The sequence below is a fragment of the Bradyrhizobium sediminis genome (assembly GCF_018736085.1).
GTDB lineage: Bacteria > Pseudomonadota > Alphaproteobacteria > Rhizobiales > Xanthobacteraceae > Bradyrhizobium > Bradyrhizobium sediminis.
On the sequence record NZ_CP076134.1, the window covers coordinates 4,742,381 to 4,757,405 of the forward strand.

The 15,025-nt window shown below is 61.7% G+C and carries 14 protein-coding genes; 7 read left to right on the forward strand and 7 right to left on the reverse strand.

What is annotated here, in order from left to right; genetic code table 11:
* Position 1: 1 nt before the first annotated feature.
* Complete coding sequence (locus tag KMZ29_RS22810) at positions 2 to 1,495, reverse strand: FAD-linked oxidase C-terminal domain-containing protein (RefSeq protein WP_215621313.1); 1,494 nt, start codon at positions 1,493 to 1,495, stop codon at positions 2 to 4.
* 454 nt (positions 1,496 to 1,949) lie between these two features.
* On the opposite strand from KMZ29_RS22810, the gene KMZ29_RS22815 reads away from it, so the two are divergent.
* Positions 1,950 to 3,122, forward strand: coding sequence for a thiolase family protein (locus tag KMZ29_RS22815; RefSeq protein ID WP_215621314.1), 1,173 nt, complete (start codon positions 1,950 to 1,952; stop codon positions 3,120 to 3,122).
* Between the two features lie 142 nt (positions 3,123 to 3,264).
* Here KMZ29_RS22815 and KMZ29_RS22820 read toward each other — a convergent pair whose 3' ends face one another.
* On the reverse strand, positions 3,265 to 4,227 hold the full coding sequence (locus tag KMZ29_RS22820) for an alpha/beta fold hydrolase (RefSeq protein ID WP_215621315.1): 963 nt from the start codon (positions 4,225 to 4,227) through the stop codon (positions 3,265 to 3,267).
* A gap of 267 nt (positions 4,228 to 4,494) precedes the next feature.
* Here KMZ29_RS22820 and KMZ29_RS22825 point away from each other — a divergent pair, with 267 nt between their 5' ends.
* Positions 4,495 to 4,674 (forward strand): hypothetical protein, encoded by a 180-nt coding sequence (locus tag KMZ29_RS22825; RefSeq protein WP_215621316.1) that lies wholly within the window; start codon positions 4,495 to 4,497, stop codon positions 4,672 to 4,674.
* Between the two features lie 91 nt (positions 4,675 to 4,765).
* Here KMZ29_RS22825 and KMZ29_RS22830 read toward each other — a convergent pair whose 3' ends face one another.
* Positions 4,766 to 5,413, reverse strand: coding sequence for a hypothetical protein (locus KMZ29_RS22830; RefSeq protein ID WP_215621317.1), 648 nt, complete (start codon positions 5,411 to 5,413; stop codon positions 4,766 to 4,768).
* A 119-nt stretch (positions 5,414 to 5,532) separates the two neighbouring features.
* A complete protein-coding gene (gene ykgO / locus KMZ29_RS22835) occupies positions 5,533 to 5,658 on the reverse strand; it encodes a type B 50S ribosomal protein L36 (RefSeq protein ID WP_002718645.1) in 126 nt (41 codons plus the stop codon).
* 317 nt (positions 5,659 to 5,975) lie between these two features.
* Here ykgO and KMZ29_RS22840 point away from each other — a divergent pair, with 317 nt between their 5' ends.
* Together KMZ29_RS22840 and KMZ29_RS22845 are read left to right on the forward strand one after the other, a co-directional pair.
* Positions 5,976 to 7,022: an acyl-CoA desaturase gene (locus tag KMZ29_RS22840; RefSeq protein ID WP_215621318.1), complete on the forward strand. Its 1,047-nt coding sequence runs from the start codon at positions 5,976 to 5,978 to the stop codon at positions 7,020 to 7,022.
* Between the two features lie 648 nt (positions 7,023 to 7,670).
* The gene (locus KMZ29_RS22845) at positions 7,671 to 8,084 is read left to right on the forward strand and encodes a YjiS-like domain-containing protein (protein WP_215621319.1); all 414 of its coding nucleotides are present in this window, start codon (positions 7,671 to 7,673) and stop codon (positions 8,082 to 8,084) included.
* A gap of 98 nt (positions 8,085 to 8,182) precedes the next feature.
* On the opposite strand, the gene KMZ29_RS22850 is transcribed toward KMZ29_RS22845, so the two are convergent.
* A complete protein-coding gene (locus KMZ29_RS22850) occupies positions 8,183 to 9,757 on the reverse strand; it encodes a winged helix-turn-helix domain-containing protein (RefSeq protein WP_215621320.1) in 1,575 nt (524 codons plus the stop codon).
* Between the two features lie 159 nt (positions 9,758 to 9,916).
* On the opposite strand from KMZ29_RS22850, the gene KMZ29_RS22855 reads away from it, so the two are divergent.
* From KMZ29_RS22855 to KMZ29_RS22865, 3 genes are all read left to right on the forward strand, one after another.
* Positions 9,917 to 10,894, forward strand: a complete 978-nt coding sequence (locus tag KMZ29_RS22855; RefSeq protein ID WP_215621321.1) for a Bug family tripartite tricarboxylate transporter substrate binding protein — start codon at positions 9,917 to 9,919, stop codon at positions 10,892 to 10,894.
* Positions 10,891 to 11,913: a methyltransferase gene (locus KMZ29_RS22860; protein ID WP_249779764.1), complete on the forward strand. Its 1,023-nt coding sequence runs from the start codon at positions 10,891 to 10,893 to the stop codon at positions 11,911 to 11,913. Before KMZ29_RS22855 ends, KMZ29_RS22860 begins: the two co-directional genes overlap by 4 nt.
* 1,065 nt (positions 11,914 to 12,978) lie before the next feature.
* Complete coding sequence (locus KMZ29_RS22865; RefSeq protein ID WP_215621322.1) at positions 12,979 to 13,194, forward strand: hypothetical protein; 216 nt, start codon at positions 12,979 to 12,981, stop codon at positions 13,192 to 13,194.
* 304 nt (positions 13,195 to 13,498) lie between these two features.
* Here the strand turns inward: KMZ29_RS22865 and KMZ29_RS22870 are convergent, their stop codons facing one another.
* A complete protein-coding gene (locus KMZ29_RS22870) occupies positions 13,499 to 14,329 on the reverse strand; it encodes a class I SAM-dependent methyltransferase (RefSeq protein WP_215621323.1) in 831 nt (276 codons plus the stop codon).
* A 248-nt stretch (positions 14,330 to 14,577) separates the two neighbouring features.
* Entirely contained in the window at positions 14,578 to 15,012 is a 435-nt protein-coding gene (locus KMZ29_RS22875) for a MaoC family dehydratase (RefSeq protein WP_215621324.1), read from the reverse strand.
* Between the last annotated feature and the right edge of the window lie 13 nt (positions 15,013 to 15,025).

The following is a 15,025-nucleotide window of genomic DNA, read 5'->3' on the forward strand; positions in this document are numbered from 1 at the left end:
CTCAAAACCGGGGAAGATCGGGGAAGGCGAGCTTGCCGCCGTGGACATGCATGCGGCCGAGTTCGGCGCAGCGGTGCAGGGACGGAAACACCTTGCCGGGATTGAGCAGCCCCTGCGCGTCGAACGCGCATTTCAGCCGCTGCTGCTGGTTGAGATCGATTTCGCTGAACATCTCCGGCATCAGGTCGCGCTTTTCGATGCCGACACCATGCTCGCCGGTCAGCACGCCGCCGAGTTCGACGCAGACCCGCAAGATATCCGCACCGAAGGCTTCGGCATTGTCCATCTCGCCCGGCTTGTTGGCGTCGTACAGGATCAGGGGATGCAGGTTGCCGTCGCCGGCATGAAATACATTGGCGACGCGAAGATCGTACCTGGCCGACAGGTCGCGAATTCGCGCCAGCGCTTCCGGCAATTTGCCGCGCGGGATGGTGCCGTCCATGCAGAGATAATCGGGCGAAATCCGCCCCACCGCCGGAAATGCCGCCTTGCGGCCGGCCCAGAACAGGTTGCGCTCCGTTTCCGAGGTGGAAATCTGGCAGCTGGTCGAGCCGCAGCCTTGCGCGATCGCCTCGACGCGCTTGATCAGTTCGTCGACCTCTCCCCCGGGGCCGTCGAGTTCGATGATCAGGAGCGCCTCGACGTCGAGCGGATAGCCGGCGTGGACGAAGGCTTCGGCGGCGTGGATCGCCGGCTTGTCCATCATCTCCATGCCGCCCGGAATGATGCCGGCGGCGATGATGCGCGCCACGCATTCGCCGGCGGCCTCGACCTCGGCGAAGCCGACCATCAGGGCGCGCGCGGTTTCCGCCTTCTGCAGGATTCGCACCGTGACCTCGGTGATAACGCCGAGCAGGCCTTCGGACCCCGTGATGATGCCCATCAGGTCGTAGCCGCTGTTCTCGACGGACTTGCCGCCCACTTTCAGGATTTCGCCCGTGATCAGCACGATTTCGCAGCCCAGCACGTTGTTGGTGGTCATGCCGTATTTCAGGCAGTGCACGCCGCCGGAATTTTCCGCGACATTGCCGCCGATCGAGCAGGCGATCTGCGATGACGGGTCGGGTGCATAATAGTATCCGGCGTGGGCAACCGCCTGGCTGATGGCGAGATTGGTCACGCCCGGCTCGGTCACGACCACGCGGTTGTCGAAGTCGATCTCGCGGATGCGCTTGAATTTGCCAAGACCCAGCAGCACGCCATCTTCCAGCGGCAACGCGCCGCCGGACAGCGAGGTGCCGGAACCGCGCGGCACCACCTTGATGCCCTGCTCGAAGCAGTATCTCAGGACCTTCGAGACCTGCTCGGTGGTGTCGGGCAGCACCACGACCATCGGCGGCTGACGATAGGCCATCAGGCCATCGGACTCGTAAGGCGCCATTTCGGCCGCACTGTCGATCACGCCCTCGCCCGGCACGATCGCGCGCAATGCCGCCACGATCTCGTCGCGGCGCGCCAGCACCGCCTGATCGGACGCGGGCATCATGATGGTCATCGGTTACGTCTCCCATGCCCGGTTCGGGCACCAGTGCCTTCGCGTTCGTCGATTTATCACGGAAAATCAAGCACGTCTGGATCGCTTTGGGTAGATCGCCAAAGGATGAGAGGGGATGAGCGGGCAACCAATACCGGCCTCGGGTCGCCCTGCGGAGCAGCGCGTGGGCGCTGATTTCAACAGCAGAAGCTGCAGGCTTGCCGATGCGGAAGCCGGCGCCGATCCGCCGCGGGCATCCGTTCGCAGGAAGCAAAAATGAGAGCTTTACTGAAAGCCATTTCTTCCCTAACCGCGACACGTTGCGGATGGTCGAACGTCATCCGCCGGCCGTCAGTTCCGCTCCGCGGAATGCGCTGCCTGTAACAAGCGAGATTTTGCCGCCGCCGGTGAGAATTCTCTACGAATGCAATCTTTTGCGGGGCATAATTGGCCAACTCAAAGGGAGACCAAGAAAATGCGTGAAGCGGTTATTGTTTCTTATGCGCGAACCGGGCTGGCGAAGTCCGGTCGCGGCGGGTTCAACATCACCCCGCCGATGTCGATGGCGGCCCACGCCATCAAGCACGCCGTCGAGCGCGCCGGCGTCGACAAGGATTACGTCGAGGATTGCTATCTCGGCAACTGCGCCCATGGCGCGCCGAATATCGGCCGCCAGGCCGCGCTGCTCGCAGGTCTGCCGAAGTCGACGGGCGGCGTGTCGGTGAACCGTTTCTGCTCGTCGGGACTGCAGACCATCGCGATGGCCGCCAACTCGATCCGCTCGGACGGCTCCGAGTGCATAGTTGCCGGCGGCGTGGAAAGCATCTCGGTCCCCGGCGGCCCCCTGCCGAAGGAAGTGGTCGATCCGGAACTGCTGAAAACGGCGCCCGCCATCTTCATGGCGATGATCGATACCGCCGATATCGTCGCGGAGCGTTACAACGTCAGCCGCGAATACCAGGACGAATACTCGCTGGAATCGCAGCGCCGCATGGCCGCCGCGCAGCAGGCCAACAAGTTCAAGGACGAAATCGTCCCGATGAAGACCAGGATGAAGGTGGTCGACAAGGCGACCAAGGCCGAGAGCATCGTCGACTACGTCGTCGACCGCGACGAATGCAACCGTCCGGAAACCACCCTGGAAGGCCTCGCCAAGCTCGAGCCGGTGAAGGGTCCCGGCAAATACATCACCGCCGGCAACGCCAGCCAGCTGTCGGACGGTGCTGCGGCCGTCGTGCTGATGGAAGCCAAGGACGCCGAAAAGCGCGGCCTCAATCCGCTCGGCCGCTTCGTCGCCTGGACGGCGGCCGGCTGCGAGCCGGACGAGATGGGCATCGGTCCGATCTACGCCGTGCCGAAGCTGTTGAAGCGCCACGGGCTCAAGATCGACGATATCGATATTTGGGAACTCAACGAGGCGTTCGCCAGCCAGTGCCTCTACTCCCGCGACAAGCTCGGCATCGATCCTGCGAAGTACAACGTCAACGGCGGCTCGATTGCGATCGGCCACCCCTTCGGCATGACCGGCGCGCGGTGTACGGGCCACCTCCTGCAGGAAGGCCGTCGGCGCAAGGCCAAGTGGGGCGTCGTGACCATGTGCATCGGCGGCGGCCAGGGCGGCGCGGGCCTGTTCGAAATCTACAGCTGAGCTTCGGCGTCGTTCGGTAGAAGCCGGCGTCAAGACACCAGCAGCGCGGCGGGCAACCGCCGCGCTGCTTGCTTTTGAATGGAGCCGGTTGAGTGCGAAGCGGGCACTGGTTCGCCTCGAGAAAACGCGTCAAGACAAAAGACTAGTCGGCCGTGGCCGCCTTCTTGTGAACGATCCTGCCGATCATCGCGCCGATCTCGGCGATCACCAATTCAGGCGCGGCCTGCTGCACCATATGGCCGACGTCCGGCAGCACGATCAGTCTCGCATCCGGCACGGTGGCGGCGAACGGGCGGGAATGGATATTCGGCGACACCGTCTTGTCGACGTCGCCAGTGATCACGACGACCGGCGCCCTGATCTCGGCGTAGCGCGGCGCCTGTTCCCTGACCGCTTCCTTCAGCGTCACCAGATCGCGGGCATTGGCGAGGAACTCGCGCGGCCGCAGCAGCAGCGGCGTCGCGGTATTGCGCACGAAATTGTCCGGCAGGGTTTGCGGCAGGAACACGCCGCGGGCGCCGGGTTCGGCCAGGAAGTAGCCGAGCGGAAGCGTGATGGTGTGGGCGAGCAACGGGCCGAGCACCGGAGTGTTGACGGCCTTGTTGTACCAGCCGACGCCGCCGGGCCACGGATAGGCCACCGGCGCCAGCATCACCAGGCCGGCGACACGGGCGGGATAGTCGAGCGCCATCCGCGCGCCAAGCGCGCCGCTCCAGGAATGAACCACGAAGATCGCCCTGTTGATGCCGAGCTTGCCGAGCGCGTCCTCGATCATTCTGCCCTGCACCGCCGGCGTCGAATCGTCCTGATCCGCGCGCGTGCTCCAGCCATGGCCGGGCCGGTCGATCAGGATCACCCGATGATGTTCGGCGAGTCGGTTGCCGAGCGGTTGCCGCATGATTTCCAGATTGGAGCTGGCGCCATGGAGCATCACGACCGGAGGACCGGCGGCATCGCGCGGCCCGATATCGACGACGTTGAGGACCGCGCCCTCAACCTCGACCATCCGGCCCTGCGCCGGATGGGCGCGTTGCAGTGCGACCACACCGGCCTGCGTGATCAGCGCCAAGATCGCCAGCACCGCCACGACAACCACGAATATCATTTGCAATGTCCGGATGATCTTGGGCACGAACCAGTTACGGCGTCATGGCGGGGATGGTTTCGCGGCGGGCAGCGAAGGTTTTCCCGCCGCATACCATGCGCCTTCATATAGCCGTCATCGGCAACTTTATATCATCGTCATCCGCACTTTTGCCATGTGACGGGCGAGCACTGTCGAGGCTCTGGTGGCCGGGCTATCCACACAATCCACAGGGGAACGCAGGGCGCGTCACCGGGGTAGTGTCTTGGTCTCATTGGGGGATTTTCGATGTCCAAACCGAATGATATCGCCATCGACGAAATCGTGGCCCGCTGCGGCGGCGACATGCGCGGGGCCCTGAGGGCCCTGCTGCTGGTCAACGAGCATCTGGAAGCCGAAGTTCAGCAGCTGCATGCCATTATCGCCCAGGGCGGTCCTCTGGAGCGCGGCAACAGCGCCCTGCACTAACCCTTCTTGTCCTTGTCGCAGCTGCCGCCACTGACGCTGGATGGTCTGCGGCCGTAGTTAATTCGGCGCGATCGGAACGATAAAAAATCGATCAGATATCGCGGCCTTCGACCTTCTCGCTCAGGGTCTTGACCAGTTCCGGCACCTTCTCCAGATGCGGGTTGATCGCGAGCGCCTTGCGGAAGGCGTCGAGCGCACGCCTTTCGTCGCCGATGTCCTGCATGATCATGCCGAGCCCGGCCAGCGCGCCGAAATGGCGGGGCTCGCGGACCAGGACCTGCTCGATATCCTGCAGCGAATGGGCGTAATCGTTCTTGAGATAGTACAGCGTCGCACGCCGGTTCCATCCCTCGACGTAATCCGGGCGCAGCTTGACCACGGAGTCGAGCAGCTTCAGCGCGACGTCGACCTGCTGGGCATCCATCGCGGCCTTGGCGCGCATCATCAGAAGCGCCGCCGTATCGCTCGGGGTCTGCATCCACAGCGCCCAGATCCGCGCCTCGACGTGCTTGGCGCTGGCCTCGTCGGGCGCCGCCTTCAGCGCGCCGAACAGGAAGTCCAGCCCTCGCGTCTTGTCGGCCCCGACCTTGGGCAGCTTGCTCGGCGCCTCCGGCAATTTCTTCTGGTTCTTCGGCGGGGCGACCCTTGGATCCTGCGCCGACGCAGGAGACACCGCGGCAAACGTCGCGGCGAGGAGAATGGCGAGCCGGCGGCGCGCGCGGGGGAATCTCGTTGCCATCCTCAAAGTCTAGACGCAGCAAAACGCGCTTGCAAAGCAGCAAGACGTCAAAGGCTCGTGATGGCGTGAAATAGTCGCGAGGGCCGGAAAGCCGGAATCAGGCCCGCTTCAGCCTGGAATCAACCCTGGCGCGCCTTGAAACGGCGCTGAACCTTGTTGATCACGTAAACCCGGCCCTTGCGGCGGACCAGACGGTTGTTGCGGTGGCGGCCGCGCAGCGATTTCAGCGAGTTACGGACCTTCATGGGACAATCCTGATGCTTTGAAAGGCCGTGTTTCGACAGGCCGAAAGTGGCAAAATGAGATTTATCCCGCCAGCGGCCATACCGCCCGGGACGGCCGGTTTCTAAGCCATGCCAGGGCCGAATGTCAATCCGGCAAGCTTCCCGGGCCTTGATCGGGGTTGCCGCTGCGGCGGGAACCCGCCCGCTCCAAAGACCGAAAAATAAACAAATTGAGCCAAAGGCTTGCACCCGATAGCAAAGAGCCTCCGTGGCTTGCGGATCAGATGATTCGGCGGGCTGCGTCGCGCGCAGAGATCACAAGGGATCCCGACCTCGGCATGACCTCAGCTTCCAGGCCAACGACCAAGACCGCGGTGCTGGCCGCCGCGGCGGATATCTCTCCGGTTGCCGCCGGTCCTGTTGCTGCGAGGCCGCGGCTGGCGCTGCCCGCGGGCGTCCTGCCGTTTCAGCTCAACTGGCCTTACATCATCGTGATATCAGCCTATCATGGCGCTGCGCTCTTGGCCTTCATGCCCGGCTATTTCAGCTGGAGCGGCCTCATTGTCGCGATCCTCGGCACCCATCTGTGCGGCCTGTTCGGCATCAACCTCTGCTATCACCGGCTTCTCACCCATCGCGGCCTGAAGTGCCCGAAGTGGCTGGAGCATTCCATGGTGGTGGTGGCGATGTCGTGCCTGCAGGAAACGCCCGCGCGCTGGGTCGCGATCCACCGCCGGCATCATCAGTTCTCCGACGAGCAGCCCGACCCGCACAGCCCGCTCGCCAGTTTCTTCTGGGCCCATGTCGGGTGGATCCTGGTCCATCAGCCGGAACTGGCGCGGCTTGGAATCTACGAACGCTACGCCAAGGACATTCTGCGCGACCGCTTCTACGTCGCGCTCGAACGCCATGGCTGGCTGGTCTGGATCAATCTCATCCAGATGCCGCTGTTCTTCGGCGCCGGATTCGCCGCGGCATGGCTGTCAGGCGAGACCACGGCGGCGGCGATGCAGACCGGGCTCAGCATCATGATGTTCGGCGTCTTCGTCCGCACGGTGCTGGTCTGGCACATCACATGGGCGGTCAATTCGGTGACCCATTTGTGGGGCTACCGGAGCTACGAGACCGACGAGGACAGCCGCAACAACATCATCGTCGGCCTGATCTCCAATGGCGAAGGCTGGCACAACAACCACCACGCCGACCCGCGCTCGGCACGCCATGGGCTGCGCTGGTGGGAGATGGACAATACCTGGCTCACCATTCGCTTCCTGGCGTGGATCGGCCTTGCCACCGACGTCGTGGCGCCCAGCGCCCACCTCGCCGGGCGGCGCGCCGGCGCCAGACTGATCACACGCGGATCGAACGGCGTGCCGGCCGAGTAGGGGCCCGGCCGCGAGGCCGAGGCGGCTCCCAACCAAAATATCGAAAACAACCCCATGCAAAGTAACCAGGGGTCGCCGGCATGGATGCCTTGCCCGCGAAAACATTTTGACGTGTCGGGCAAATCACCGGCACTATTTTAACGTCGCGCAACTTAAGACCGCTCATGGCTCCGCCAAACGGCTTTGGCACGATTGCAGGCCAAAAATTCCGACAATTGAATTACGACGTGAACCCATAAATCCGCCGAGTGGTCGGTTTGCCGGAGTCCGCTATGCCTCGATGGCGACCAAGATTCGCAGCGCAGCGAAATGACGCGATGTGCCAATTCCGGACCTGCCCGGCGTTCCATTCCCTCCAAAGACGCAGGAAGCCAAAAAGAAAGCTCGCAGGGACTGCCTCGCTCGCCTCAAGGATGCGAGCAACGCCGGCACATCCCTTGATATTGCGCGATGTCCGTGGTATCTGCGTCTCATGATTAGATCAGTGCGCATCGTCAACCGTAAACATACGTCCCGCGTTTGCTGGGCCGTGGAAGGAGTCGTGCGCTAGGAATTCGACGACGCGATCTTTTCACCAGGCCCCGCCGGCATCGGACGGGGCCTTTTGTTTGGCCACGCTCCCTGCCGGCGCAACAGCAGGAGCATCCGATGCCACCCCAACAGACGAACCTCACATCCGAGACCGGGCGCGATGCCGCAGGGCTCGGCCTCGACCTCCCCATCGCGTTGGTGAAAGACGCGATGGGCGAAGCTTTGGCAGCGGCGCGCCCCGATGCCTCCATCGTAGCGCTGAGAGACGCCTTGTCGGAAAAGGAAGCTGCTGGACCACCGACTGCATCGACGCGGAGCGTCTTGAGCTTGCTCAAGGGGTATTGGCGTGCGTTTCAGGAGCGCCGCCAACGCCAGAGGTTGCGAGCCAGCTTGCACGACCTGCGTGACAGGGATCTGATGGACATCGGCGTGACGCGTGCCGAGATCGACTGCATCGCCGCTCACCGAGCTATCGATAGGCTCAGAGATCGCACGACGCATCTATGGATCCTGTCCCGTGGTGTGATGTAACTGATGGCAAGTCACCGCCAATTCTACACACAGCCGTCCGTGGGGCGGATCAGCGAAGCGTGATCCGCCCCTCTTCTACAATCGTCGTGAAATGCGGATTACGGCAGTCCAGCTTGGCGCAATCCCTCCTCGAATCGGGAAACGTTCTCGGCCTGTTGATAAGGCCCCAACCTGTCTTTCAAATTGGAAAGGACCAGCGTGGGATTTAGCTCTCGCAGCCTGGCCAACAAATGACGGGCCTGCTCCATATGTCCAGCCATCGCATTGCTTGCGGCAGCGATGCGCAGCGCAGGTTGGAAGTTTGGATTGTCCTGCAATGCCATTGCAGCCCAGCCTGCCGCTTCTTCGTAGCGGCCGGCAAAGAAATATGCATGCGCGACGCCGCTTCGCATTCCGCCCATCCGTGGATCTAGGGGATCCAGGCGCATAGCACGCGCGAAGCGTTCGATCGCAGCTTCGGGCTCTCCGAGCCAACATTTCACCCATCCGCCGAAACGCCACGCCTCCGCCAGATTGGAATTCAGCACAAGCGCCCGCTCCATTAAGTCGGCGGCTGCGCCGAGATCGTGAACGACAAACGCTAAGGCCCATCCGCTCGCGGCGAGCGCGATCGCATCGTCTCTGCCCAGTTCGATCGCTTTCCGAGTGAGCCGCACAACCTCGGCCATCTCATTCGGAGTGACTACAATCCAACCATCAGCCTTAAGGCGGGCGAAGCAGGAGGCGGCACGCCCGTAGGCACATGCGAAGTCTGGATCAAGCTCGATTGCACGATAGAACAGGCGTAGCGCCTCTTCGTTCGCTCGCTGGCCAGAAAACTGGTAAAGCTTGGCCATGCCGCGCAAATAGAAGGCGTAAGCATCCAGACTCTCTGTCGGTGTACGCTTGGTGTACTCGATCTCCGCGTTTTCCACGGCGGGTGCAATGGCGGCGACAATGCTCTCGGTCACTCGATCCTGCAAATCAAATATGTCGCCAAGCCTACCATCGATTCGGTTCGCCCAAAGATGTCCCCCGGTTGCAGTATCGAGGAGCTGTGCCGTGATCCGTATGCGGTTTGCTGCTTTGCGGACGCTTCCTTCCAGAACATAGCGCACCCCAAGCTCGCGCCCGACCTGCTTCACATCGACCGCGCGCCCCTTGTAAGTGAAGCTGGAGTTCCGAGCAATGACGACCAACGCCTTGAAGTGAGATAGCGCCGTTATGATGTCATCGACCATTCCGTCAGCAAGATATTCCTGCTCCGGATCGGCGCTCAGGTTGACGAAGGGGAGAACCGCGATTGAAGGCTTATCAGGCAGCCTGAGAGCCGGCTGAGGCGATTCGATCGGGCGACCGGCGATGGTTGGATCTGCGTCCCCCCGTGCCTCCTGCACGCGTCCGATGAAGCGGTAGCCCTTGCGCGGCAGTGTCTTGATGAGGCGCTGCTCATCGCCGGAATCGCCGATCGCGTTCCGAGCTGCATTCAGCCGGGTCGTCAGCGCGGCGTCAGATACGACACGGCCGTTCCAGACCGCCTTGATAATCTCTTCCTTGCTGAGGACGCGTTCCCTGTTGCAAATCAAGTAGTCGAGCAGATCGAATACTCGTGGCGGGACGGAAACTATGTCGGTCCCGCGGTGCAGTTCGCGCCGTTCAGCGTCAAATACGAACTCATCGAAGAAATAGCGCAAGCTGCCATGACCTGGGTTACGTGCGACGGGCTGGTGCCGAAAGATAAGCCATCAGTGAGCAAATAGTAAGCCGAAGGTTAAGCGCGTACGGACATCTCCTGGTACGGTCTTCGTGTGAAGATTCAAGTCGTTGAACACAGGTCGCTGAAGGAGGATGCCATGAGCATTTCCAATCGCTCCGCCGCTGTCATCGCTATCCTTCTGGGCGTCGTCTTGTCCTGGAGCTCTGCTGTCGTTGCCGCCGACTGGCCGCATCGGACTGTCCGTTTGATTCTACCCGTACCGGCGGGGAGCGCGGCAGATTTCAGCGCCCGGCTCTTTGCGGAGCGACTTTCCCAACGCTGGGGACAGCCCGTCATCGTGGAAAATCGGCCGGGAGCCGATGGGGTGATCGGAGTCTCTGCCTTTCTCAGCGCCGACGACGATCATACCCTGCTTTATTCAATCTCGGCCGTATATACCGTCCATCCGATTACGCGCGAGAAATTGCCCTATGATCCGGTTCGTGAGCTGGTCCCGATATCTCCAACTTCGGACGTTGTCCTTGCAATAGCGGCCAGCGAAAAAAGTTCGATCCGCTCGCTCGACGGTCTGGTTCAAACGGCTCGCGCTCAACCGGGCAAGCTGAACTGGGCCGGCTCGCCTGGTCTTCCGCCCTTCGTTGTAGGAGGGTTCTTCAAGAATTCGAAACTGGATCTCGTTGTTGTTTCCTATCGCGACCTTGCCCCTGCTCTCCAGGATCTTGGCGAGGGCCGCATAGATGTATTCGCTCACGCGCTGGGTGTGATCATGCCGCAGGTGCAGTCAGGCAAAGCGCGGCTCCTTGCAGTTGCGAGCGACGTCCGCGTGCCGCTTGCTCCTGATGTGCCGACCGTAACCGAAGCCGGATTCCCCGAGCTTCGAATGGACGGCGTGGTGGGATTTTACGGCAAACGCGGAATGTCCGAGGCGTTGCGTGACCGGATTGCATCTGATGTCCGCGCCGTCGCAAGCGATCCCGGCATTCGTGAAAGACTGGCCGCCGTTGGACAGGCCGCTCGTCCAGGCACCGCGTCCGAGTTCGCCGCTTTGCTGGACCAATACCGTCGACGCCTTGCTGATCTTGCGAAAACAATCGATTTCAAGGCGACCCAGTGACGAAGGCCCGTCATGTGACGTCCGACCCTCGGCTCGATCTGCTGGGCCTGATCAATGGTTTTCAGATCACGCAGGCAATCCGTGTCGCGGCAACCCTGCGAGTCGCCGACCATCTGAATGACGGGGCTCGTTCCGCCGGCGAACTCGCGGCACTGACAAGAAGCCATCCTGATTCGCTGTACCGGCTGTTGCGGGCGCTCGCTGCAGTGGGTGTTTTCCGGGAAGAGGAAGACCGAACGTTTACGCTCACTCCCATGGGTGATTGTTTGCGTACGGATTCCGGGACGCCGCTCGGGGCGTGGGCGGAAGTCGTCGGGAGTCCCTATTTTTGGCAAGCTTGGGGCCACCTGCTGCACAGCGTGCAAACCGGCGAGAACGCATTTCAAGATCTGAACGGCAAGGACGTGTGGCAATTCCGCGCCGAGCACCCCGAACACTGCGCAACGTTCGATCGGGCGATGACGCAATTTTCACGCGGCAGCGCCGAAGCGGTGATCCGCGCTTATGATTTCGCTCCGTTTCGCCACATCGTGGACGTGGGCGGCGGGCAAGGTTTGATGTTGGCAGCGATCCTGCGCGCTCACCCTCACGTCCGCGGCACGCTGTTCGATCAGCGGGACGTCGTAGCGCAAGCAAGGGCTGTATTGGCGGAACGCGGCGTCATCGACCGGTGCAATATCGTGGGTGGAAGCTTCTTCGAAACGGTGCCTGAAGGCGCTGATGCTTATCTGATGCGGGTGGTAATTCACGATTGGGAAGACGATGAAGCCATCGCCATCCTGAAAGTGTGCCGGCGCGCGACGGGGGAAGCTGCAAAATTGCTTCTCATCGAACGGCTCGTCGGGCCCCCAAATGAAATGCCGGCAACCAAGTTCAGCGATCTGAATATGCTTGTCTCGCCGGGCGGACGGGAGCGAACGCGCGAGGAGTTTTCAGACCTCTTTGCCAAGTCCGGCTTCGAGTTGACGCGCGTTTTTCCGGCGGGCATCCACAATGTGATTGAAGCTCGACCGCTCTAAGCCTCGCGGATTATCGCCCATCCCGTATCGGGGGGAAGAACACCTGGAAACTGGAGTTTCGTATTCCGCTTTTGAAAATCTCGGACGTCCGCTTCGGGTGTGCGCCGTGACAAGGCGGCGCTTTTCCCGTGGGTGCAAGTCCCACCCGGCGACCGCTCCAGCCGGAAGCAACCGGAGCAGGCATGGAGGAGACGAAATGTCTGAAGCCTTCGGATAGCGGGTCACGAAATACGGTGACCGCGCGAGTGTGCAGGCCGCAACGCGAGTGAACGCCGAGCAAGCCTCGAAAAGGACGATGTGCAGGCCGACCCGGCGACCCTTCCGGGGGAGGCTGACACGGCTGGGTGAGATGAGCGAAGACCACGCCCAGCCGCTGCACCGGGGTAGTGGCGGCAGCATGTACACAAGGAAAGATCCATGCGCTGACCGACCGAACGCGAATCTGGCAAGAGCCTGAGCGGGAGCGTGTCACGGCAAAGCCTGAGATTGTCATCGTTGACGGTCATGCCTTTAGCTGGCAACGCCTCCGCGGGCTGCGGCGGCAACGGCTTGAGGTAATTCAAGCCGCCCAGCCTCGGCAGCTCGCTCTGTTCGAGCTGAAAGACGATTGCCGCCCTGCGGCCGAGCGGACTGCAGCCGGCCGCTATGCTGAGCCGACCCTTTTTGCCGTTACGCCTGCGCGCCGAGAAGCGAGGGATAATCGTTGGATGATTTCTACACTTGTTGCAGCTCCCTGAGCACACCGCGTTAATCGCAATGCCAGGCGCTTCGGCGCGCTTCCCAGGTTTTCGGCGGCGGTTAAGGGCGTTGGTCGCTCATTCCCTTGACATTCCTTTCGATCAGAAAGCCAGCATCAGCGGCTTTGAATTTATGGGGTTTATGCCCGCGCGCGCATCGCCTTCAAGGCCGCTCGTTTCAGTCGCCTTCGGCTCCCTGCCAACTCCGCGCCGCTTCGCGGTGCCCTGCGGGCAGCCTTTGAACGCGCCGCTTTTCCGCGCGGGCCTTTGTGCCCCACGAAGCCGCGCAAGGTGCATGGCTTTCAAACCAAGTACGAAGGAACATCAAATGAGCAGCCCAACCAACCGCCCGAGCCACCGGGTTTACGCCGTGACCAAGAACGGTGAGCGCAGTTTTTGGCAGCCGATAGGAGGAGCCTGGGTGCACGCCGACGGTTGGGGCTTCAACGTGAAGCTCGATTACCTCCCGCTCAACGGCGCGGAGATCGTCATTCGCAAGCCGAAGGTCGAAGAGGCCGACGTGCCGGCAGGCGAAACCGCCTGATCCTTCGGGGCCGCCTTCGGGCGGCCCCACGTACTATGAACCAGAGGATTCGTTCGGGCGCGCTGCGACGGGCCAACTAGCTAGGGCGTGAACCCATAAACTTGGAGGGGACGGCGGACGTCCGCTTTGGTGCGCATCACGGACTGAAGTCGGACATGGCCCCATGTCCGAAAACCTTCACATTCGCGTCGTTTTGACCCTCTGCCGGCCACTTCCGGTCTACCCCTATGAACGGACATCGCTAGACCGGCCCGGTTGGTCCGGTTCGTGCCACAAGCGGACGTTAGTGCGCGAGTTCCGCGTGTCACGCTTTCCGAGCGATCAACTCGACTGGTGCGATGCGGCCATTGGATATGTTCTGGATCATATTTTGCACCTTGTCCGGTGTGTTCCGGCCCATCAAGATATGAAGCCCAAGAGGTGGTGGGCCACCCGCTGCCGCGGTTCTGGCGCGTAGTTGACCAAAGAACGCAAGCGCGAAATCACGCCGGTTACGTTCGGCAATGACCGAAAAACCGGCCGCTTGCAGCGCCTCACGGTATTGAGCAGGCTTCGCCACCGCACTTGACGTTGCCGTTGTTGCCCACGGAACAGGATACGTAAGCTCACCATCGCCAACCTTCATGACGTCATAAATCCCGAAAAGTGCGTTTGATCGCAGCACACGGCCAACCTCCGAACAAAGTTTTGCTTTGTCGTCGATATTCATGCCTACATGCAGCATGTATGCTCGGTCGAAAGCGCGATCAGCAAACGGCATTGCAAGCGCGCTGCCTTGATGCAGTGAAATACTGTTGTCCAGCCCGACCCACCTGCACAGGACCTTTGCGGTCTCCACATATTCGGGTGTCAGATCAATTCCAGTCACCCGACACCCATACCGGTTGGCAACAAAGCGCGCAGCTCCCCCAAGGCCACATCCTACATCGAGTACATGCTTTTCCGGGGAGAGGTCGAGTTGACCGAGAAAATCTTCGGATGCCTGACGGCCCCCGATATGGAACTCATCAACAGGAGCGAGATCATCGACGGTCACGGAATTGATGGTTTTGCCGAGGGACTCGATCCCACCGCGGATTGCAGCAGCCAAGCCTCCATGCGTGTAGTGATCGGATACATCCTGCTGAGTTGGCATGGTCCGCCTCCTGAAAAAGATAAATGTAATTTGGTGAGCTTACCGATCGCACGAGGCACCGCCAATGTCCGTTTCGGGTCATTCGCGACCGAGTCCCTACAATAGCAAGTCCGGCCATGTCCGCTATGCCGCTGCAAGCGCCAGTAAATTCCGCGCATTAGTGGCCCTGCGACCAGGCATTGCGGCTTGTTGGTAACGCCTTGGATATGTGCCCGGGATTCGAGGTGAACACGGCCCATGCCGCCCCGTCAGTTCGGAAACTCCACCATCGCCTCCCCCGTCGCGACCTTCTCGCCGGTCTGGTTGCGCACCATGACGTCGATCAGGACCCAGCGCGAATTGGCGGTTACCTGCTTCGATTTCACGATTCCGGTGGGCTGGATGGTGTCGCCCGGCCTGACCGGCTTGACCCAGCGGGTCTCCAGGCGGCGATGGATCGCGCCCGCCGGATAGGCCCAGTCGGTGAGCATCCGGGTGATCAGCCCGAAATTGTTCATGCCGTGCATGATGATGCCGCCGAAATTGGTCTTGCCGAAATTGCCCTTCATGTAGTCGTCGTCGAGATGCAGCGGGTTGTAGTCGAGCGAGCCGTCGCAGAACAGGCGGATGGATTCGCGGCTGACCGCGAATTTCGGCCCGTCGATGGTGTCGCCGGCGTTCAGGCTTTCAAACGTTGCTGTCATGATTTCACTCGCT